Genomic DNA, 23,670 nt, shown 5'->3' on the forward strand with positions numbered 1-23,670 from the left:
TTTAATTAGATTTAGATTTTTCGGTACTATTATTCTGGATTTTCTTGAGCTTTACAGGAAAAAGAAACCTTGCAATAAATAATGTAAGGTTTCTTTTTTCATAATTAAATTCATTTTGTTCCTTCTTTAATTGCTTTTTTACCAAGCGTAATAAATTATTTATTTTATCGTCATTTAAATCTTCTTTAACACGCTCATCTTGCAATTTTTCAATATAAAAATGACCTGTTGCTAAATTTGGTCTTTGTTCTGTTCACATTTTCCCAACTCTATAGAAGATTTCATCTGATGAACTTATATTATTTGAATGGTCGAATTGATTTAGAATAAACAGATCAAACCCAATAATTATTTTTCTTCTTGCTACCGGCTGCTAAAATCAATTCCATGAATAGTAAAAAGTTCAAGTCTCCTTTGGAGGCATTTATAGTAATCGACTCGGCCTCCTTAATTTATGCTCCAAATATATTTCGTATTATATTTCCTCCTTCTTCCATGCTATTTATATGTTTAAGCGATTAATGAGTAGCTACTTACTTACAAACAAATATCAAAAAGTTTTTTTTAACAAACAAATTACTAATCAATTATTTTGTCGGAAATGTATTATCTTAGATGTTTACAGGGATTCAAAATAGGAAGTATGAATTTAATTCTTCTCTTTTTAAAATTACTTTAGGAGCATAATGGAAAAAAAAGTAATTTGCTTAAAATTTAATAGAGATTCAAATTTTCACAAAAACAGTAGATAGCCTTTTTATAGGTAATCTTGCCGAAGAGGCTAAGATGCGTGGTGTAAATAGGGCATCTATGTTCTTATATAAAATTGAATATTTTAGAGATTTGAACAAAACAACTAAATAAAAAACTAAAATTAGTTCTATAAATTTGTAATTTCGCAGAAGAACTACAACGATTTCGAAATGAACCCAACTATTGAAACAAATCCATTATTAGATAGATTGCCTAATCATTTAAAGCAATTTATAAAACCCCAAGACTACAGTGATTATACTCCAATTAATCAAGCAGTTTGGAGGTATGTGATGCGCAAAAATGTAGACTATTTATCTAAAGTAGCGCACCATTCGTATCTAGACGGATTGAAAAAAACTGGAATCGAAATCAATAACATCCCAAGCATGTATGGGATGAATAGAATTTTAACCGAAATTGGTTGGGCTGCTGTAGCAGTTGATGGTTTTATTCCTCCAAATGCTTTTATGGAATTTCAAGCTTATAATGTTTTGGTAATTGCTTCTGATATACGCCAGCTGGAACATATTGAATACACACCTGCCCCAGATATTATTCATGAAGGTGCTGGTCATGCCCCAATTATTGCAAATCCTGAATATGCCGAATATTTAAGACGTTTTGGTGAAATTGGTTGTAAAGCCATCTCTTCACACAAAGACTACCAAATGTATGAAGCGATTCGACTACTTTCTATTTTAAAAGAAGCCGAAGGAACTCCACAAGCAGATATCGATCAAGCCGAAAAAGCGGTTGAAGATTTGCAGAATAATATGGGAGAGTTGTCTGAAATGGCACAAATTAGAAACTTACATTGGTGGACTGTTGAATATGGCTTAATTGGAACTATCGAGGATCCTAAGATTTATGGCGCTGGTTTATTATCATCAATCGGCGAAAGTGCTTGGTGCATGACTGATAATGTTGTGAAAATCCCATACGATATCTCAGCAGCTAATCAGAGTTTTGATATTACTAAATTACAACCTCAACTATACGTCACTCCAAACTTTGCCTATTTAAGTCTTATTCTTGAAGAATTTGCTAATAAAATGGCATTACGTACAGGTGGGATTTCTGGTATTCAAAAATTAATTAATTCGAATGCTTTAGGAACTATCGAGCTAAGTACTGGCTTACAAGTTTCGGGTGTATTTACAAATGTTATTGAAGCAGAAGGAAAACCGGTTTACATACAAACAACCGGAAAAACAGCTTTATCTTACCGTGAAAAAGAATTAGTTGGACACGGAACATTAACGCATCCTGAAGGTTTTGGTAGCCCTATTGGAAAACTAAAAGGCTTTAATCTGGCTATTGAAGACATGAGCCCGATGGATTTAAATGCCTACAAAATAGTTGAAAACGAAACTATAAAACTAGAATTTGAAGGCGGAATTATTGTAAAAGGAGAAATCATTACTGGTTCTAGAAATTTACATGGTGAGATTATTTTAATCAGTTTTAAAAATTGTACTGTTACTTATGGTGATACTATCTTATTTAAACCTGAATGGGGTAATTATGATATGGCAATTGGCAAGAAGGTAGTTTCTGCTTTTTCTGGACCAGCAGATGCTAATAGTTTTGACCTCATCAATTCGGTTCCAAAAACAAAAACGATCAAAGCCAAACATTCTAAGGAACGTGATGAGCTAGAAGAATTATACAAACAAGTTAGATCGATAAGAGAAACTAATTCTCATGAAACATTATTGACTTCTATCTTTGAAAAAATAAAAACAAATCATCCTAATGATTGGTTGCTTTCTGTTGAAATCACAGAACTTTTAAAGAACAGCAATCAACCTCAATTGTTACAGGAAGTTCTAGCGCATCTTGAAAATTTAAAAACTAGAAGACCAGAAGTAGCCCACTTAATTTCAGGTGGACTAGATTTAATTTTTGATAAAGAAAAATGTTAAACCTAAAATCCGCATTAGACTTCGTGATGATATCTAATGCGGCTTTTGAGCTAAAAAAAATCCACTCAGTTAAAACTATATTTGTTTAACGGAGTGGATTTTTAAATGATTATTTAGTACTACAACTTCAGATCGGTACTTAAATCTGCTTCACTTTGAATTTCTTTTCCATCGTATTGCAGTTTCCAACCCATTGAATTTGTCAGGATTAAAATCTTAGATAATTCGCTAATCAATCGATTTTGTGCATTTGTTTTAAGCGAAGATTTTTCAATTTTCTTAGCCAAATTCTCTTTTACTGATTTGTTTATTTTATTATAATCATCTCCTGTAAATGCATTTAACTGACTTTGTTCAACATTATAATATTGAATATCTGGATTGATTGTAATTTCTTCTTTTGGAATTGACACAATCTTTATAACCTTATTTTTCTCGTCAATTTCATACTTCATTTTATGCAAATCGTAGGCAACTGTAACATTTGCATTTACTACAATCAAGGCTTTCTTTTCAAAAGAAAGCATATCTAGTAAATACTTGTTTGAGTTTTTATAAGTTACTACTTCAGAGAAATGCCCTTCGGTAACTATAAGTTTTCCAACGTTTACAATTTGTTGCTGTATTAAATTGGTATTATAATCCAAACTCGTTGAATCATCTTTCTTGAATTCACAATACTTAAATGCAAGGATAATTCCAACTATAATTACAATTCCGGCTATAATTCTTCTCGACATAATTATGTTTTAGCAATGACTTTTATGTAGCCAATTTAGTGATTTTTTTAGAAAACACCACTACGCTTTATTTATGTTATCGATAACTTCTTTTAGAATTTTTAAGCTTTTCAGTTTTTTCTGATGGTCAAATATTGGACTCGTAATCATCAATTCGTCTATACCTGAACGGTCTATAAATTGTTTTAAGTCTTTTTCTAACTTTTCTTTACTTCCTGCAAAAGTGCAAGCTACCATCTGATCAACATGAAATTTTTCTTCTTCACTCATTAATCCATCCAATGATTCAAGTGGTGGCTGAACTGGTTTTCTGTTATTGCGTATTAATCCTAAAAACATTTGATATAATGTAGTAGATAAAATTTCGGCTTCTTCATTTGTATCTGCTCCAATGGCATTTACACACGCCATTGTTTTAGGACTACTCAAATATTTTGATGGAATAAAGTTTTCTCGATAAAACTCAAATGCCTGTAACATCATTCTTGGTGCAAAATGTCCAGCAAACGCATACGGTAATCCTTTTGCTGCTGCTAATGAAGCACTATCCATACTAGAACCTAATATCCAAACGGGCACATTAGTTCCTTCGGCAGGGAAAGCACGTACTTTTGCGGAAGCATTATCAGGAGAAAAGTAATTATGAATCGCTTGTACATTTCTTGGAAATTGTTGCGACTGTGCATAAAAATCTTCCCGAATAGCCTGAGCCGTTAATGAATCTGTTCCAGGTGCTCTACCTAAACCTAAATCTATTCGATTAGGATAAAGTGTCTCTAATGTTCCAAATTGTTCTGCAACAACAAGCGGTGCATGATTGGGAAGCATTATTCCTCCAGAACCAACACGAATATTTTGTGTTTGACTTGCTATGTAACCTATTAAAACTACTGTCGCTGTACTAGCAACATGCTCCATATTATGATGTTCGGCCAACCAAAATCGGTTATAACCTAAATTATCAGCCAGTTGAGCAAGCTCTTTTGTTTTCTGAAATGTTTCTTTTGCATCACTACCTTCTGTAATTAATGCTAATTCTAATAAAGAAATGGGTATATTATTGTTCATAGTGATTAATCTTTTTGCAAAATTAACCATTAATATTAAGTTAGTTGATTCTCAATTGTTAATTGAATTATAATTTTTTAACAGCGTTAAATAAATTTAACATCGATAAATAATTCTCTTTATTTAAAAAGATCGCAGCACATTTTGAAAACATACAATTTATTAGAACAACTTGATGAATCCTTAGGTTATTTTTTGTAACTTTAAAATAACAAATTATAAATCCCTTGTTTATGAAAACTCATAGAAAAATTAAATATATCGCTAAGCGATATATTTACAGAATCATCAGAGATATAAGCGGCAATAAGGATAAGTCTAAACAATTGCTTTTATCTAATTTATTAAAAACTAATATCCAATTGCTAAAAGGTATAGACGTTAATAGCACGATGTTGTTTTAGCCCAAGTATGGCAAAAGCACATCTCTCTATACGTTAATTTGTATTGAATTATCCTAAAAAGGATATCCAATTGCGATATTAAGTATTAAATTATCTTTTCTCCAAGAACCACTTCCAAAATTAATATCATCTATTACCCATCGTTTTCCTTCAGGTAAATATGGTATTCTTAACGGAAATGCAATGTCGGTTCTTAAAATTAAAAACGATAAGTCAAAACGTAATCCTGCTCCAGCACCAACAGCAATTTCTTTCATGAAATTTTTACTGATTTTTGCTCCAGCTTTATTTGGATCATTATTGAGCAGCCAAACATTTCCAGCATCTAGAAATAGTGCTCCTCGTACGATACTAAAAAGTTTAGCTCGGTACTCTGTATTAAATTCAAGTTTTAAATCTCCTGATTGATCTGGAATTAATGAATTAACTGTATCTTGACTTACATAACTACCAGGGCCAATTGATCGGGCTCTAAAAGCGCGAATACTATTGGTTCCACCAACAACAAATTGCTTACTTGTAGGCAATGAAGAAGAATTACCATAAGGCAAGCCTACTCCTAGAATAAGTCGGCTTGCTAATTGGCTTTCTTTCCCTAGCTTAAGATAGTGTCTGAAATCAGTTTTAAATTTCACATATTGACTAAAAGGAACATCAAATATTTTTACGACATCATTTTTCTTGATATTGGCTTTTGTTGCCAAGCCTGTTATATTACCAGCTAAATCAAGTTCTCCATTAAAATAAAATGTATTCTTTTTTCGCTTTTGCATTGTATTGGTATAGGTATACGAATACGTTGGACCAAAAATTAATTGTTTATCAAGTACTTTAGCTAATGATTCATCTTTTGAAACTTGCTCTTGATAATAAGGCGTTACCCGATTTGGGCTCACATAATTAACTTCTATGATATCCAATTGATGTTCTTTTCTGATATTTTCTTTCCATGAATACCCAAAGGATCCTCTAAAAGAATTTAAAGCATACAGATTAATTCGGTTTTGATATTCATAACTCAAACTTGCTTTCGTTTTTGGAACAAACTCACTAGAGCCTTGAAAATTAAAAGGAGTAATTAATCTTGGCCAAGTTAAACTTGCTTCTCCTCCTATTCTAAATATGTTATTCCCTTTATTTTGTCCCGAAATCTGAAAATCGGCTCCTCCAAATACTGACAATGTGAATAATTCAGCTCCTCTAAGCAAGTTTCTGTTGTTCCAGTTTGCGTTGATCTCTGAACCTGAATAACTAGCCGAATTGGTTTTTCCTAATACCTCAACTCTAATGAATTTCTTTGGCAATAAGGTTAGATAATAATAAGCGTCCAGAGCATTTTTTATGCTATCCGATTCTTTAAACTCATTTTTAACAAAATTGAATGTTCCGAGATTCACAAAACGGTTTAGAGAAAGATTGTGATCTGATCGATTGTAAAAATCTCCTTTCTTAAAATACAAAGCTCTATCAAATACCCTTGGTCTAAACGTATTTGTAGAATCTATAATCGTAAAATCTTTATATTTTACGATATCTTCTTTTTTATATGCTACAGCTGTACTATCCTTTAAAATCGAAAAATTAGGATACACAACGATATCATTTATAGTATAAGGCACTTTGGCTTTGGCTGGCGTTTCGTCTTTTATTTTTAATTTTATAACTACCTCGTGGTCTCCTTTGGTACTATCAACTTGCGCCAAGATATAATCGGAGTTAAAATAATAAAATCCCTTTTCTTTTAATCGAGAATCGATACGTTCTCTTTCTGATTTTATTACATCAAGATCATAAGGATTGCCTACTTTTAGCAATGATCTACGAGTTGTTTTGGCAATTGTTTTAGCTACAGCCGAAGAATCATCAGGAAAGCTAACACTCTTTATTTTATACTGTTTATTTGGTTTAACAGTGTATTCTACCGTTGCTCTTTTATCTTTAGAAGTTGAATCTGCAGTAACGTTTACTTTAAAAAAACCTTTATTTTCAGCATAATTTCTTAGCACCGACGAGTTATAATCTAAATCGACTTTACTGAAAAGTACTGGAGCTTCTCCAACTTTATTTCTCAACCAATACCTGGTTCCTTTCTTCTTCTTAGGTTCTCCAGCTATATTATATATCCATAATTTAATACGTAATCCTAAAAATTGTTTATTAGGCAAAGGACGCAACAAACCTTGCAGTTCATTTTTAAGTGCTGTTTTTTCTTTCTTTTTAAGAATCGTATCTTCTACTTTTACCGAAGCTCCTGTGTACAACAAATCTCCTTTGGGTAAATACTTGGTATTGCTACATCCAAAAGCAAAAAACAAAGAGAGTATTATAAAATATTTTAGATATTTAGTTTTCATATTACTACGTTTTTTGCTCTTGTTCATTATCTAATTCTTTTTTCTTTTTCTCTTCCTTCTCTTTTTGACTCTCTTTCTCTTTACGTAATTTTTCTTTTCTAATTATTTCCTTTTCTTCTTTACTACGATGAAACAATTCTCTAAACTTATTATAATTCATTGTAATAATGAATGCAATTCCAGTTTCTACAACCTGACCTTCTACTGCAACTTGATACTGATTTTTTCGATATGCTCTAACCATATATCGTCCGTCTTTTGTAAGCTGGTAATCTATAGAAACATCACCTGCAATATTTGCATCTTGCTCATTCTCTCTTTCTTGTCCTTCTAAAGCAAAACTACTTCCTATAGTTACTTTTAATCTGTCGTCTAACAATTTTTTTGAAACACCAACATTTAAATCCGTTCTGTTTTGTTTCGTTCCCGAAGTATAATCATCTGTAGACTCTAAATCAAATTCCAGTTCGACTCCACTTATCAATTCACCTGCAAGATTATTTAATTGATCCGAAAGTATTTTACTCACACTTTGTCTCGCCATAGATTCGGCACTTGTACCACCACTTTCGCTTGCAAAAGGGTTTTCTCCAACAAATCGGTTTAAAAGTAAAAGCGCAAAAACCTGTTTATTTAATTCAGACGGATCTTGTCTCAATTGTTGCAATTTTGTTTGTGAAGTTGTTATAATATTCGATGAAACATCGTAATTACCATCTGGAAGAACAATATCAAATGAGATTTCTGGTTTCATAAGCTCTCCATTCATTTTTAATAAAGCTTGAAACGGAATTTTTTGTTTGTACGTGTTTTTGACTGTTTGTGACTCAGCTCCTAACTGATTTCCTAATAAATCTATCGGAGCAGCATTTACTTTATAAATAGCCGTTAAATTTAAGTTTGCCATTGTAGGCTCTCCATTCCATATAATATAACTTCCTTTTTGAATATCAAATTTTCGTCTTATCATATTAAAACTCATCTCATACGCTCCTTCACTAAACTCATATTTACCTGTAAGCGTAGTTTTCCCCGAAGGATCAATGCCTCCAATAAGATCTGCTTCACCCAACAACCTCAGGTAATCTCCATTTCCTTTATCTATAACCAAAGTAAGTTCTGCCTTTTTATCAATAGAGATTGCAACACTTACATCCATACCAATTAATTGAGATTGATTCAATTTACTTTCCATTGCAACAGTTTGTTTCAGTAATAAATTATCTTCATTTACAAACTCTACAATTCCTTCTCTATCGGCAATGGATGGATCTGATTGAGGCATAACAATTGTAAATTTTGTATCCTCATTAATTTTTATATTTCCTCCTACTACAGGATTATCCAATGTTCCTTTTATACTTAGATTTGCATCTAATGATAAATCTCCATAAAACAAATCATTGTCTGCTTCGGTTGAATGAATCGCTCTAAACTGATCCGCTTTTATTGTTAAACCAAAGTCATAATTTCTAAAATCTTTGGAATTTATTTTTCCATTTACAAATAGCTCATTCTTATTTTCATCATAAACAGAGAAATTATCAAATACAATCGCTTCGTTTTCAATTCTAATTTTCTCTTTAGGTATTTGATAAATAGAATTAAACTTCGTTACTTTAAAAACAGCGTCGTTAAAGTCTAATTCACCTGTTACTTTCGGCGCATCTGTATTACCCGTAACTTTAAAACTCCCAGATAAATAACCTGCACCATCTGTAACATTCCCCATACTAAAGCCTTGAATACTTTTTATATTTAAATGGTTGATATCTAAATCTAGATCAAAACTACTATCATCAATTTTGTAATTCCCCGTAAGGTTTACATCATTTCCTTGATCACTTAGCGTAACATTAGCAGCTAGCAAATTATCTGTTTTATTATTTACTTTTATATCAATATCTCCTACTGATTCTCCTTTAAAACTGAAGTCATCGATCTTTAAATCGGATGTAAAAGTTGGTTTTGTCATAACGTTATCAACCAAAGCCGATCCATTAATCAACCCTTCCGCTAACAATTTATCTTTTGTAACCATATTTAAAATGGTCTCAATTTTAAAATTGACAAAATCTATTTGCAATGGTGCATTTTTCCCATCGTTCTGAGATTGAACTTTTAACTCATTACCCGAATTTTCCAAATAGAACTTATCAATATAAAGCCTTTGCCCTCCAAACTCAATAGAATTTTCAGAATTCATATTCCATTTATCATAATTAAGCACAAAGCTATCTGAATCGAATTTTACCGTATTCTTACCATTTTCGTGAAGTAATTCTCCTTTAATAAAATACTGCTCTTTTTGTTCCTTGTCTTTTACCTGTAAAGCATACGAGAGAATATTATCCTCAATTTTTCCTGCCAAACCAACAAAAGGAATTTTAAAATCTCCGCTCTCTACAGGAGCAACAGAAACTTGATATTCTAGCCCTTTATCCTTTGCTTCTATATTTATTTTACCATCTGAAAGTGTGTTTCCATCATATACAATTTTCGGGATAGTTCCTTTTATCTCCAAAGAATCTACCACATTATTATATTTTCCAGTAATCTGAATAGGCTCTAAGCTTTTCAATTTTGGAACAAGCTGAAACAACAATGGATCACTATTTACAGATAAATTAAATGTTAGACGTTGTTCATCTGAATCCCCTTTTGTTTTAGGAACTTGCAGATCCATATATTTAGATAGCGATTTCTTTAGTGCAACCGTTAATGTTGTCAACTTATATTTTCCGTCCATTTCGGCTTTTAGGAACTGCGACTGTATTTTGATATTATTTTTTTCATTATCGGCATAAGCCAAAATTTTAATAGAATCCAATACAATTGGTTGTGCCTCTTTTAAAACTTGAATATTTGACAAGAAAACTTTTCCGTTTAAAAAATCAGGATTACTATTGGTTATATCTGCATCGATATTTCCGCGAAGTTTCATTGGCCCCGCATGAAGATTCAGTTTTTCAAGATCTGCAATATCTAAGTTTAATTTTAATTTAACCGCTGGAAATTTGTCATCAAATCTTCCGTTGGCAACTAAGCCAAAGTTCAAATTCGGATCTTTTATTCCTGACTTAACCGCAAATGCTCCTTTAGCAATGTCTCCGTTTAAGGTTAAATTTCTATAGGTATATTTATTGAATACTGCTTTTTGCACAATTCCGTCTAAGTGTGCCTGAGCAGTTTGAGGATCTAGTCCCTTCCCTTTTACTTTCGCTTTAAGCGTGATCTTTCCTATTGAATCATTTTTTATTAATTTACCTAAGTCAAATTCTGTAAATGAAATTGTAGCATCATATTTCTCCGATTTTTTAATACGTTGATCAAACAAAGCGTCGACTTTGGCATTTCCGAAACTACTATTCAAAGCCAAATTAGTTTTGAAGTTATTGACCGCCCCTTTAAAGTTTCCTTTTAAATTAAATTGTGAAGGCAATTGAATATTCTTTGGGATTGTTCCTGCTGGCACAAACGACATCACATCTTTTGATGAACTCACAAAGTTTTTTATATCTAAATCATAATATGCTTTTTGTGCATCTGGCAATCCTGTAATCTTTCCAGACACTGAAACTTTAGTAGTTCCGATTCCGCTCATTTCAAACATCGGAATTGCCAAATCTTTTACTTTCCCATTCAATCGTGCATTTATAGACAAAACTGCATTAGAATTACTCTTAAACGGATTGGTATTTTGCAAATCTGGAACAAAAAGCAATATGTCTTTAAAACCTACTTTTGTCTGATTAAAATTAGCATCCAAGCTAAGATTATCTATATTCTTAGTAACCGCTACGATTGATGGATAACCTACTTTTATCTCTTTTTGCAATAAAGTCTGTGGCGTTTTTAAATACAGATTCTTTAAATATGCATTTTTAGGTCCATAAAAGAAATCTGTTTTAAATGCCTGAATTTTAAGCCCACTTTTTTCATTTACGGTCAATGATTGCAGACTTCCCGAAATAGTATCATTGGCATAATACAGCTTTTCGGCTTTAAGATTAAAATCTTGTAAATCGATATGTCCATAATCAATTCCTTTTTTATTCGGTTTCGATTGCATATCATCATACTTAAATGCAACATTTTGTATATCGGCAGTTTTAAGTTTTAATTTCCATCCTGCTTGAGGAATTGCGGTAGAATCTAAATCTGGCGTTTTAATTTGTTTTTCCTTTACTCCTAATTGTAAATTCCCTTTTAGATTTTTCAACTCGAAAGTATCAAAATCGAGCATTTGATTGTTTAAATCTAATTTATTAACCAACAGCTGTAATTTGCCCAAAGTTACTCCAGAAGCAAGCTTTGAACCTGTATTATCATATGCAATATCTATTTTTGACAGATTGATTTTATTTAATTTCAAATTAAAATCTGGTCTTTTAGAAATTGTATCTACTGTCTTGACTGAAGCTTCGGCTATTTGCTCTACTAAATCCTGGTTTAAAACTAATCTCAGCCCATTTAAATCGATATTCGGAATATCAAAATCCATTTTATCCAAATCGAATTTTTTAAATTCTGTTTGAAAATCAGTCAGTTTGACACGAACATCATTTTTAGAGAAATCATCTTTAAAATTAAAATTGATTTTATTCAAATTAATTTTAACAACCGATATTTTAAATGGCTTACTATTAAGGTCTACTGGCTCTGGTTCTTTGGAAGCAAATGCTGCAATTATGTAATCAAAATTAAAAACTCCTTCTTTGTTTCTTGAAATATTGGCAGTTGTATTTTCAAGAGAAATTGAGTTTATTTCGACCTCACTGTCTATTAACTTAAACAAATCGATGTCAACTTCTAATCGTTTTCCACTAAGTAGCGTGTCTTTCTTTTGATCTTCAAAATAAAAGCCTTCTAACACAATATCTTTAGGGAAATCAATAGATATTCTATCTAAAGAGACTTTGGTTTTTATCTTTTTTTGCAAAAAGGTGATCGCTTTATCTTTAGCAAAATTCTGTACAGCAGGAACCTGAATTAAGATTATAATCAATAACAACAGCGTCACTAATGTTATGACACACCAAAGGAGCACACGAAGTATTTTTTTTAGGAGATGAATTCGTTTTTTACTCATATAAAGGAAATAAGGCTAATAAAACTGGTTTAGATTATTGCTATGCAGTCACTAATTTAACGAACTATATACAATTTACAAAATTGTAAAAAATATACTCCAATACTTTACATAATTATTTAAACTTATTCTAGAATTAACCTTTATTGCAAGTATATTCTTATTTAGATTAAACCAAAGTACTTGTTTAAAATTTTATATATGGCCACTTTTCTTCTATAGTTTTTATTCTCTTATTCAACTTTGATAAAAAAGCACGGTGTTGTTCTGAATCAGGATTAAAACTTCTATGCGATAATCCTTTTTGTATTTCATAAATCTCTTGCTTTATAGCAATTCCTTCCTTAGAAATATAGTTTTCACTAAAACGTTCCCAGATATAATCGATAGCAATTTGATTGGGATGCAACATATCTTCTGCGTAAAATCGATAATCGCGAAGTTCATCCATCATGATTTCATAAGAAGCAAAGTATCCTGTTTTCATCTTATATTCTTCTCTATTTAAAGTAGAATGCAGTGAAGATATCAAATTTGATTTACTCCATTGATTTTCGACAAAACCATCTTTTATATGACGAACGGGAGATATGGTAAAAATGATTTTTGCTTCTGAGTTAATTGAAGCAATTAAATCTATTGTTTTTTTTATGCTTTCTTCGATTATCTCAACTGACAAAAGTTCTTTTGAAAATTGTTTTTGTGGTACTTTATGACAATTAGCAACTACTGCATCACTCTCTTTTGCACGATAGACCCACGAAGTTCCATAGGTTATAATAATGTGCGTCGCTTCAGCTAACTCTTGATGTGCCTTTTTAGTAATCTGATTGAGATTATAAATCAAATCTTCTTTGTTTCCATTACTTAAATCTGAATGCGCATCAAACGAATGCCAACGTTCATTATGAAAAAACACATCCTTTTCTGTAAATGTCTTTTGTGAAACTGCAAAATCTATCAATTTTTCAATTGCCAAAGGATGAAATAAAATCCCTAATGGATTACAATTATTATAGAACTTAAAATAATCTAATTTCTCTGCCATATTTACAGCAAAACAAGAACCTAAAGACACTACTTTAGAACTATAATCGATCGGATTATTACTTTGCGAAATAGGGACTGGAGTTCTGAATTGCATAATTTGAAGTTTTAAACAAATTTCAACCATTTTCTACAAACAAAAAAACCAAATACAGAAGTATTTGGCTTTATAATAATTTAAAAAATAATCTAATTAATAGGTGTATTCAATTTCATATTCGATTGACTCACCACCACCATCTAATGACGTGTGTCTTTTTGGATATCCATTATCATTGTAAATATAACTAGTTATAAAAACAGAAGGCTTTGTGTCCCCTTTAGTTATTCTTGTTGTCTTAATAATATTGTTTTTTCCAAAACCTTCGACTTCATCTAATAATAAACCGTAACCTAAAACATTTTTAAGGGGATTCATTTTAGTATCATATTCGTAAACGCTCACTCCGTCAAAAAGACTATTAGTAATATTATTGTGCTCACTCTTAATAAGATTTCCATCCTTGTAAGTCAATTTACCTATACCTTCTTTTTTTTCTACTTGTGTAATTGAATTTATATCATACACTATATAAGAAATAGTTCCGTCTAGATTGTGCGTATAAATAGTCTTAGTAACATATCCATTAGGTCGATCCTCAGAAATACCATCTTTAAAAATTCTAGTTTTTAGCTTTCCTGCTTCGTATTCATATAAAACCTCTATTCTTTTTACTTCTTTACCTAGTGCTTCAAAACCAAATTGTTCATATTTTGTTATTATATTACCTTCATAAGTATAGGTAGCTTTTGAACTCTCATCAACAATACTACGAATTTTGTTTCCATCATAAGTAATAACACTTTTGGAATTAGTACCTAGAAAATCTGATGGATATTCATATGAAATTGTTTTAGGCAAAATTGAAATATCTTCTGAAGGAAGTTCTGGTAAAGAATCATCAATATCAGATGAACATGAACTTAAAACAAATAATGAGGCAGTAAATAAATAGAGTAATTTTTTCATGAATAGCTTTTTTCGCAAATTAAACGAAATCGAAATTAATTGCCTAATAAAGCAGAATCCTTTTCAATAATAAAGACTCAAATTTTGCAAAATAGCTACAGGGGTTCTGAATTGCATGATTTAAAATTTTAAACAAATTTTAAATCATTTACTGAAAACAAAAAAACAAATACAGAAGTATTTGGTTTTATAATAATTTTTAAAATAGATTTTTAATAACAGTAATCAAGATTACTAAATCAATCAATTCACTACTTTTGCATCTTCTAAAATTAAAATTCACACATGAAATTACTATATTCTTATATAATCAAACATAAAATGCTTTTGTTCTTAGCCTTAATTATGGCGTCAATAAACATTTGTTTCAGTTTATCCGACTCTATTATTACTGGTAAATTAATGCAGGACTGTGGTGTTGGATTAGCTAAATACAAAGGAAATGAAATTGGTTTCATTAAATCTGTAGCATTCTGGTTAGGTCTATCACTTGGTGCAGCCATGATTTCTAGAATTACCAAAAACTTCCAAGATTATTTTACCAATGTTGTGATCCAGCGAACTGGTGCCCAAATGTATACTGATGGAATTAAAAAATCACTTGATTTGCCTTTTGCTGAATTTGAGGACCAACGTAGTGGCGAAACATTAAGCAAACTTACCAAAGTGCGCTCTGACTCTGAAAAATTAATTACTCTTTCTATTTCTCTGATTTTCCAAACTGTTATCGGATTCATATTTGTTATCATTTATGTTGCTCGAATTGATTATCGTATTTCAATAATATTCCTAATTACTGCTCCAATCATTGCTTTAGTAAGTTCGTATTTAGGGAAGAAAATAAAAATTGTATCTCGAAAAATTGTGAATCAAACCAATGCATTGGCAGGCTCTACAACCGAGAGTTTAAGAAATATTGAACTTGTAAAAAGCCTCGGATTAACCTATCAAGAAGAAAAACGTTTGAATTTAAATACATTTAAAATTCTGCAACTTGAACTAGAAAAAATACGTTTTATCAGAAGTTTAAGTTTTATACAGGGTACTACAGTTCACTTTTTAAGAACCTGTGTAGTTTTTACTCTCTATTATTTCTTGTTTGGACAAAAAATAATTGTGGGTGATTTGCTAACGATGGTATTCTTTACCTTTTTCATTTTTGGCCCATTGCAAGAATTAGGAAACTTTATTATCGCTCTTAATGAAACCAAAGTTTCTATGGAGAATTTCAAAACCTTATTGAGTGCTCCAAAAGAATTTCGTCCAAAAAACCCAAAACATGTTGGCCCTATTCGCTCATTGCTTTTTTCGAATGTGAGTTTCCAACATAAAACGGCTAAATTCAAAGCAGTAGAAGATATTAATTTTGATATTAAACAAGGCCAAACTGTTGCTTTTGTAGGACCATCGGGTTCTGGAAAAACAACTTTAGTAAAATTACTAGTCGGATTATACACTCCTGCCCAAGGTAAAATTCTATACAATGATATTGATTCTACCGAAATTGATTTATTAGATCTAAGAAAACAACTTGGATTTGTAACTCAGGATGCCCAATTATTCTCTGGAACAATTAGAGAGAATTTATTATTCGTAAGACCATCAGCAACAGATGAAGATTTGTATGATGCCTTAAAAAGAGCCAGCTGTGAGAAACTTTTACAACGTGCCGAAGATGGTTTAAACACCACAATTGGTGAAGGTGGTATTAAAGTTTCGGGTGGAGAAAAACAACGTTTATCTATTGCTCGTGCCATATTGAGAAACCCAAATTTATTAATTTTTGACGAAGCAACTTCTGCATTAGATTCTATCACCGAAGAAGAAATCAATACTACAATCCGAAATATATCTGATAAAAATAGAATCACTGTTTTAATTGCTCACCGATTATCAACTGTAATGCATGCTGATAAAATATTTGTATTAGAACAAGGTAAAATTATTGAGCAAGGCAAACACGACGATTTAGTACTCGAAAAAGGCTTGTATTATGCCATGTGGCGCCAACAAATTGGAGAACGAAAATAGTTTTCTATGAGTTGCTAAGTACTAAGTTGCTAACTTTTCTATTCTTAAACAGAAACCCCTTTCACTAAAATGAAAGGGGTTTTTAAATATGTTCTAAATAAACTATTTAGCAAAGTAACTCTAACAAATAATCTCGCAAAGACGCTAAGTCACAATTTATATATACTAAGCATAATAAATATATCTAAAGGATTACTAACAACTTTAATAATTGGTATATTAAAATTTATTAAACAAAAAAATCTCGAAAAAACAACAAAGCTTAAAACAACTTTGCGTCTTTGCGAGAGACATAATAAATACATGAACCAAACTTAAAGATTACTAACAACTCTAGTAATACCAACTTTAATAATTGGTACATTGAAATTTATTAACAAGCCTAATTTCATTTTATGTTTTTTTTAATAAAAAAAAACATACGTTAAATTGCATTAAATAAATAATCTCGCAAAGGCGCTAAGTCGCAAAGTTGTATATGCAAAGCTTCTTAAATATATCTAAAGGACCAGACTCAAAGATTACTAACAACTTTAATAATTGGTACATTAAAATTTGTTAAACAAATAAATCTCAAAAAAGCACCAAAAACAACAAAGCTTAAAACAACTTTGCGACTTTGCGTCTTTGCGAGAGACATAATAAATACATGAACCAAACTTAAAGATTACTAACAACTCTAGTAATACCAACTTTAATAATTGGTACATTGAAATTTATTAACAAGCCTAATTTCATTTTATGTTTTTTTTTTACAAAAAAAACATACGTTAAATTGCATTAAATAAATAATCTCGCAAAGGCGCTAAGTCGCAAAGTTGTATATGCAAAGCTTCTTAAATATATCTAAAGGACCAGACTCAAAGATTACTAACAACTTTAATAATTGGTACATTAAAATTTGTTAAACAAAAAATCTCGCAAAAACACAAAACAACAAAGCTTAAAACAACTTTGCGTCTTTGCGTCTTTGCGAGAGACATAATAAATACATGAACCAAACTTAAAGATTACTAACAACTCTAGTAATACCAACTTTAATAATTGGTACATTGAAATTTGTTAACAAGCCTAATTTCATTTTATGTTTTTTTTTTTTAAAAAAGATTGAACAAAAGTAAAATTAAGAAAAACGGTTAAAACCGTTACTATGCAGTAGTTTATAAATTGACGGTCTGAATTTGGAAGGTAGTGTACATCAGGTTTTGGGCTTAAAAAGACAGAGATAGGTTACTAAATCATTACCTGTTTTGGATTGTACAAGATAGTATAATTAGCTATATTTCAGCATTTTGCACTCTTTTTTATCTTTCCTTGTAACTCGCTAAAATTTAATTTTAAACATTAAAATTTTGAGTTATGGAGACAGTTAAAAGATCCACTTTCAAGCTATTGTTTTACTTGAAGAAAAATGAACCCAAAAAAAATGGTAATGTACCTGTAATGGGACGTATTACTATTGATGGTACACCAAAAACTTTTGGAACCAAACTGGAAATTGATCCCAATACTTGGGATTTAAAACACGGACGCGTACAGGGAAAAAGCACAACAGCACTAACTACCAATCAAAAATTGGATAAAATTCGTGTACGTATCAATAAGATTTATGATGATATGCTTAAAGATGAAGGTTTTGCTACTTCACAGAAAGTTAAGCTCTCTTTTTTAGGTGTCGGTGTGATGGATGATGCAGTACTCAAAGTTTTCAAAGAACAAAATGAGGATTTTGAAAAAATGGTGGCAAAAGGTAAGCGCTCGTCAAACACTTATTATAAGTACAAAGTTGTTTTCAATCATCTGACGGAATTTATAAAAGCTAGGTATCATCGGGATGATATGGCTTTTCGTGAGCTTACATCTGATTTTATCAGGGAGTTCGATTTTTTCCTTCGCATTGATAAAGAATGTACACACAATACGGTATGGGTTTATACAATGCCTGTTATAGCTTTAGCTGACCTAGCTATTAAAAAAGGATTGATACGTCAAAATCCATTTGAGGATTACGAAATAAGCATGCAGGAAACTGATCGTAGCTATCTTTTGAAGGAGGCTGTGGAAAAATTGTTATTCTTAAAACCCTCTAAGCCGAAATATGAACTGGTTAAAGACATTTTCATTTTTAGTTGCTTTACAGGGTTGTCTTACATTGACGTTAAAAAGCTAAAGTGGAGCAACATTCAATCCTTCTTTGACGGTCATCAATGGATTATCAGCCGAAGAAAGAAATCGGATGTTGCATCAAATGTTCGTTTGATGGAAATTCCCAAACGGATCATTGAAAAATACAGAGGTATTACAAGAAATGATTTCATATTTCCAGTTCCATCCAATGCAACATGTAATAATCATGTAGCTAAACTGATTGAAGAAGCTGAAATTGTCACTGAACAAAAAGTGACGTTCCATACGGCACGACATACTTTTGCAACAATGTTTTTAACAGAGGGAGTACCTCTTGAAAGCCTTAGTAAGATGATGGGACATAAGAATATTTCTACCACTCAGATTTATGCTAAGATTACAAGTCAGAAGATCAGCAAGGATATGGATTTGGTTTCTCCGAAATTTGCTTCTCTGGAAACAGCATTCATTTCAATGGAACCAGATACGCCTTCACAGCCCGATTTCATAATAGTTGAAGATGAATTAGAACTGGTCACTTAATGGTGTAATATTTATTGAAAAGCAGGATTTTATAATTCTGCTTTTTTATTTACCTCTTTATGCAAATTAAAGCCACCTGTTATTTTTTATATTTACAAAACAAACTTGACCTATAGTGTCGTTAAAAAATCCTTATAAAATGGCAGAAATTGACTTGACTAAAATAAAATACTACCCTGACAGATTTTATATCTGCCTAGATGGATTTGATATTGATAACTTAACCACTTTTATAACTGACCTACAAATCGGTCAAGAGCAATCTATATTCATTCATGAATACTACCACTACCTTACCAACATTGCTACATTCTCTGGAATACGTCAATTTAACCTTAATTTTTGTGATAGGTTCCGAGCATCAACCATCTTGACGTCAAAAGAAGGGCTTAACGCTTATCCAATAAACAGTAACACCTTTGAAAGCTGTAAGAATATGGTAGATTATTGGAACGAGATAACAGCCATATTGAATGAGGATGATATTGACTATAATGTGGTCGAAGAAACTGATAAAACGCCTAGTAAAAAATTTGGTATAGCATCGATAGAACGAACCGAAAAACCAATGGAAGTCGTTGTAAATGGTGTTAAGTATAGTGGAGCGAGGATTCTGATTAAGATATATACAACAGAACTTATTAATATTAATAGCTTTTACTTAACATTTGGTGCTATTGATGAGTTTCTGAGTTCTACAATTGACGAGTATATGTATGAGAACAATTTATCGGATATTAACCCAAGTATGCTTAGTCGAAGACCCTTTTATCCTTATGGTTTCTTTGATGAATTGCTTTCGTTTTACGGGATTAAAAGGGCCCCGGCATTTGAGAAAATTCTTATTGCATACTTTGCCTTGAACTCATCAAACCCGCCAGTGATTTTAATTGATATACTTGAAAAATTAAAAGATGGTGGCTATGAACAATTTCAGGAGAATCCCGAAATATATTTGCTTACTAATTTTTTAGAAGTACCTCAGTACAATGATGTTCTTAAAAACATTAAGGACTTTGCCGATCTAACATACGAACAAGGACGTATACATATCTCACAGGCATTGAAATATTATTACGATAAATTTTATATGGCACAAAAACTAAAAGAAAATGACTTCTTTTATTTTGTTAGACCCTTCTTTGCCAACGGTAAGGATACTATTAGTTACAAACAAAAGTTTCTTCTTGAACTTTCAAGAATAATAAACCTTTTTACACCTCCTGTTATACTAAAAGACAAGCAGTTTTTTTATATTGATAAATTGACCACTTTCGGTGAAGCTACCGTATTGATATTGGCTACCTATGAAATTTTTGAAAGTATAAGGACAAACCGAATCGCATCAAGACCTGCACACCAGAAAGCAAAATATAGCTTCCCTGACGGCGATCCTGAGTGCGACAATCTTGAAAAATTTACTCCACCCCCTATTAACGGTATAGTATTCAGGCTTGCTCTTAACGAATTGAACCTATATGGCCCATATCTTAAAGAGTTGGATGACCTTAAACAAAAGAATAGTTAGATATGGGTATTTCAAGACGTCATCATTATATTCCGCAGTTCCTTATCAAGAAATTTGCTGATTCGGACAATATGCTTTATCTGTATGATAAAGAAAAAAAAACCTTTGCAAAGGAAAAGAGAAGCCCCAAATCTATATTCTTTGAGATGAATAGGAATATCCTTGATTTTGGCGGAACAGCAAACGATAATCTTGAAAAGTTGTATGCTGAACTTGACGAAAAATTTTCCCGTGATCTGACAGAAATAATTGCGACTAAAAATATCACTGAAGAAGGGCTTACTTCTTTACTTGTAATGGTTTCTTCATTAAAATGGCGATTACCCGTTAATGATGAACTGTTCTATGATAAAGATAGACAGTATACATACGATAAATTACCGATCTCGATAAAGGCCATAAATGATGATGGCTCTCAAAATACGGAGGCTATCGAGCATCTACTCAATTCTGAAATTTTCAACCGTACAAAACGACTAATCTTTCCGTTCTTACCATTCTATAATAATTATGAAATAGCAGAAGATAAATTATCAAAATTACATCAGAACAGCTATATTGATTCAAATGAGATAATTACATCTATCCTAGGAGATTCACCAATTATTGAAAGCAAACGTTCCGATATAGAAGATTTTGGGAACTTCATTTTACCTCTAGGTAATAAAGAAACTTTCATTTGCAGTGACTCGGGTAACAAGAAGGTCAACAGTATAGCTTTTTATGTAAATAAAGATTTAGCAATGTTTCATCAGGCAAAAAAGTATGTCGTCTGCTGTAATAAAGACCATCTTGCTGCTATTATTTATGCGTACCAAAATTTACATAGTGTAGGGCAAACAAATCTTATTCATGAACACATTTTCAAGTTTGTGTAAACATTACCTATTATAACTGAGCCGAGGTCGATAAACCTCGGTTTTTTTTCCTCTACAAATCCGTAAAGCACATTTACCCTCCCCATATCCTACCATAAAAGAGCTTCACTGGATATTCTTGAAAAAGACAAATTCCAAAATGCCTGTCTACTTCCAAAACATTGTTTTTCCATCTCTCTTTTAAGTGACTCTTAGGAGCCACGAGTTTTAAGAAAACAGTTTAAAATTCGTGCAGGTGATGCCTGTATTCTAATCTAATCAGCCATTTGCTCAATGCCTTTTCCAATGGCTTCCACATTATTTTTTATCCAAGAACCGGTATGCTGTTTTTGTCCCATTTCAAGAGCAAAGGTATTTCAGTGTTCTTAACGCAACAGCAAGATCATGCCCTCCGGGTTTGCAAAATAATCTCCACCCATACGGGTCGTATTTTTTTGACAAAACCTTGCTGCTGCTAAACACTAACCTTTTATGCTCGTGAAACGAAACAAAGCATACTCCGGCTCTTTACACGAATAAAAAAAATGTCAGAAATGAAAAATATCAGCATTGGAAATGGAAAAAGTGAAACGAAAACAAGCACCTCCTCTCATTGCCGAATAAATCAAATCAAAAAAAATCAAACAGGAATTTAACAACGTAAAAATCGAAAATCATGAACATCACAGGAAGATTGACAAGGGATGCGGAAGTACGCACAACGTCACAGGACAAACAAGTAGTAAACTTTTCAGTAGCAACAAACGACAGCTACAAAAACAAGCAGGGCGAACGCATAGAGCAAACCACCTATTTCGACTGCTCGTACTGGATAACTCCCAACGTAGCCAGACTACTCACAAAAGGCACACTGGTAGAACTAACAGGCAGAGTAAGTACAAGAGCGTGGACAGGAAATGACGGAGAGCCAAAAGCAGGACTGAATTTTCATACCTCACAAATCAAACTGCACGGAGGTAGCAGGAAAACAGAAACCGTACAGGCTACTAATAATAACAAAGGTAAGGTTACAGCGGAGCAGACCAAAGACGACCTACCATTTTAACAACAATCAAATATTCATTTTTCAAACTTTTAAAATTTCAATATCATGGCACATAATATCAATTTCAACAGCAAGACAGGACGTTACTCATTCTTTAGTGTAAAGGAAAAAGCGTGGCACGGTTTGGGGCAAATCGTACAGGATTATCCGACAAGCGAGCAGGCTATCAGACACGCAGGGTTAGATTATGAAGTGGTAAAATCTCCACTCTTTACCAAAGGTTCGGGTATTATCGAAACCACTAACGGCATAGAGATAGGCAGTAGCGAACTGGAAGTACATAACTATTTCGCCAACATACGCACCGATAACAATGCCGTATTGGGTGTGGTGGGTAAAGACTACCATATCGTACAAAACAGGGATGCTTTTTCATTCTTTGACAGTATTGTAGGCGGTACAGACGGTATTTTATACGAAACCGCAGGAGCTTTAGGTAATGGGGAACGCATTTTTATTACAGCCAAATTGCCGAGTTATATCCGTGTGGGCAATGGCGATGATGTGACAGAAAAATACATCTTCCTAACAACTTCGCACGACGGTAGCGGAAGTATTACAGCCGCTTTTACACCTATCCGTATCGTTTGCCAAAATACCTTAAACGCTTCTTTGCGTAATATGAGCAATGTGGTACGCATCAAGCACACCGCAGGAGCAAAACAACGTTTGGACAATGCTCATAAAGTTATGGGATTGGCTAACCAGTTTAGCGACCAGTTAGAGGGTATTTTCAATGAGTGGACGAAAGTCAAAGTATCAGACCAAGAGGTTAAAAAGCTAATCCAACTGGCACTTTGTCCGAATAAGGAAACATTGGAATTACTGAAAAAAGGTGCGGAAGATGAAGTTTCCACCGTATTCAAAAACGTGGTTGAAGATGCTTTTGCTTATGCAATGGTAAGCGATACCCAACAAATGGACACCACCAAAGGCACATTGTTCGGGGCATATAATGCAGTAACAGGCTACTATCAGAACGTAAGAAGCTACAAAGACAACGAAGCCAAGTTACAGAGTATTGTAATGGGCGGTACTGCTCAACTCAAATCACAGAAAGCATTTGAACTGTGTACCTCTTTTCAGAAAGTCGGTGAAGAGGTTTTTCAACTTAATTAATTAC

14 protein-coding genes are annotated in these 23,670 nt (G+C 32.3%); 7 read left to right on the plus strand and 7 right to left on the minus strand.

Going from position 1 to position 23,670, the window contains the following annotated elements; all coding sequences use genetic code 11:
• Position 1: 1 nt before the first annotated feature.
• Positions 2-205: a hypothetical protein gene (locus tag QWY99_RS15730; protein WP_290266572.1), complete on the minus strand. Its 204-nt coding sequence runs from the start codon at positions 203-205 to the stop codon at positions 2-4.
• A gap of 718 nt (positions 206-923) precedes the next feature.
• On the opposite strand from QWY99_RS15730, the gene QWY99_RS15735 reads away from it, so the two are divergent.
• On the plus strand, positions 924-2,681 hold the full coding sequence (locus QWY99_RS15735; protein ID WP_290266573.1) for an aromatic amino acid hydroxylase: 1,758 nt from the start codon (positions 924-926) through the stop codon (positions 2,679-2,681).
• Positions 2,682-2,800: 119 nt separating this feature from the next.
• On the opposite strand, the gene QWY99_RS15740 is transcribed toward QWY99_RS15735, so the two are convergent.
• The 6 genes from QWY99_RS15740 to QWY99_RS15765 all read right to left on the minus strand — a co-directional run bounded on the left by QWY99_RS15740 (position 2,801) and on the right by QWY99_RS15765 (position 14,395).
• Positions 2,801-3,421, minus strand: a complete 621-nt coding sequence (locus tag QWY99_RS15740) for a DUF4230 domain-containing protein (RefSeq protein ID WP_290266574.1) — start codon at positions 3,419-3,421, stop codon at positions 2,801-2,803.
• Between the two features lie 60 nt (positions 3,422-3,481).
• Positions 3,482-4,489 carry an LLM class flavin-dependent oxidoreductase gene (locus QWY99_RS15745; RefSeq protein ID WP_290266575.1) on the minus strand — a complete coding sequence of 336 codons (1,008 nt, stop codon included), beginning with the start codon at positions 4,487-4,489 and terminating at the stop codon, positions 3,482-3,484.
• Positions 4,490-4,946: 457 nt separating this feature from the next.
• A complete protein-coding gene (gene tamL / locus QWY99_RS15750; protein WP_290266576.1) occupies positions 4,947-7,247 on the minus strand; it encodes a translocation and assembly module lipoprotein TamL in 2,301 nt (766 codons plus the stop codon).
• A 4-nt stretch (positions 7,248-7,251) separates the two neighbouring features.
• On the minus strand, positions 7,252-12,339 hold the full coding sequence (locus QWY99_RS15755; RefSeq protein ID WP_290266577.1) for a translocation/assembly module TamB domain-containing protein: 5,088 nt from the start codon (positions 12,337-12,339) through the stop codon (positions 7,252-7,254).
• Positions 12,340-12,526: 187 nt separating this feature from the next.
• Positions 12,527-13,483 carry a GSCFA domain-containing protein gene (locus QWY99_RS15760; protein ID WP_290266578.1) on the minus strand — a complete coding sequence of 319 codons (957 nt, stop codon included), beginning with the start codon at positions 13,481-13,483 and terminating at the stop codon, positions 12,527-12,529.
• A 96-nt stretch (positions 13,484-13,579) separates the two neighbouring features.
• On the minus strand, positions 13,580-14,395 hold the full coding sequence (locus tag QWY99_RS15765; protein WP_290266580.1) for a hypothetical protein: 816 nt from the start codon (positions 14,393-14,395) through the stop codon (positions 13,580-13,582).
• A 285-nt stretch (positions 14,396-14,680) separates the two neighbouring features.
• Here QWY99_RS15765 and QWY99_RS15770 point away from each other — a divergent pair, with 285 nt between their 5' ends.
• The 6 genes from QWY99_RS15770 to QWY99_RS15795 all read left to right on the plus strand — a co-directional run bounded on the left by QWY99_RS15770 (position 14,681) and on the right by QWY99_RS15795 (position 23,666).
• Entirely contained in the window at positions 14,681-16,426 is a 1,746-nt protein-coding gene (locus QWY99_RS15770) for an ABC transporter ATP-binding protein (RefSeq protein WP_290266583.1), read from the plus strand.
• A 1,359-nt stretch (positions 16,427-17,785) separates the two neighbouring features.
• Positions 17,786-19,096 carry a site-specific integrase gene (locus QWY99_RS15775; RefSeq protein ID WP_058699729.1) on the plus strand — a complete coding sequence of 437 codons (1,311 nt, stop codon included), beginning with the start codon at positions 17,786-17,788 and terminating at the stop codon, positions 19,094-19,096.
• Positions 19,097-19,235: 139 nt separating this feature from the next.
• The gene (locus tag QWY99_RS15780; RefSeq protein ID WP_058699730.1) at positions 19,236-20,624 is read left to right on the plus strand and encodes a hypothetical protein; all 1,389 of its coding nucleotides are present in this window, start codon (positions 19,236-19,238) and stop codon (positions 20,622-20,624) included.
• A 2-nt stretch (positions 20,625-20,626) separates the two neighbouring features.
• Entirely contained in the window at positions 20,627-21,502 is an 876-nt protein-coding gene (locus QWY99_RS15785) for a DUF4238 domain-containing protein (protein ID WP_058699731.1), read from the plus strand.
• A 655-nt stretch (positions 21,503-22,157) separates the two neighbouring features.
• Positions 22,158-22,547, plus strand: a complete 390-nt coding sequence (locus QWY99_RS15790) for a single-stranded DNA-binding protein (protein ID WP_058699732.1) — start codon at positions 22,158-22,160, stop codon at positions 22,545-22,547.
• Between the two features lie 45 nt (positions 22,548-22,592).
• Positions 22,593-23,666 (plus strand): DUF932 domain-containing protein, encoded by a 1,074-nt coding sequence (locus QWY99_RS15795; protein WP_058699733.1) that lies wholly within the window; start codon positions 22,593-22,595, stop codon positions 23,664-23,666.
• Positions 23,667-23,670: the final 4 nt, after the last annotated feature.

Origin of the sequence: Flavobacterium branchiarum (assembly GCF_030409845.1) — a bacterium.
In the GTDB taxonomy this organism is placed as follows: domain Bacteria; phylum Bacteroidota; class Bacteroidia; order Flavobacteriales; family Flavobacteriaceae; genus Flavobacterium; species Flavobacterium branchiarum.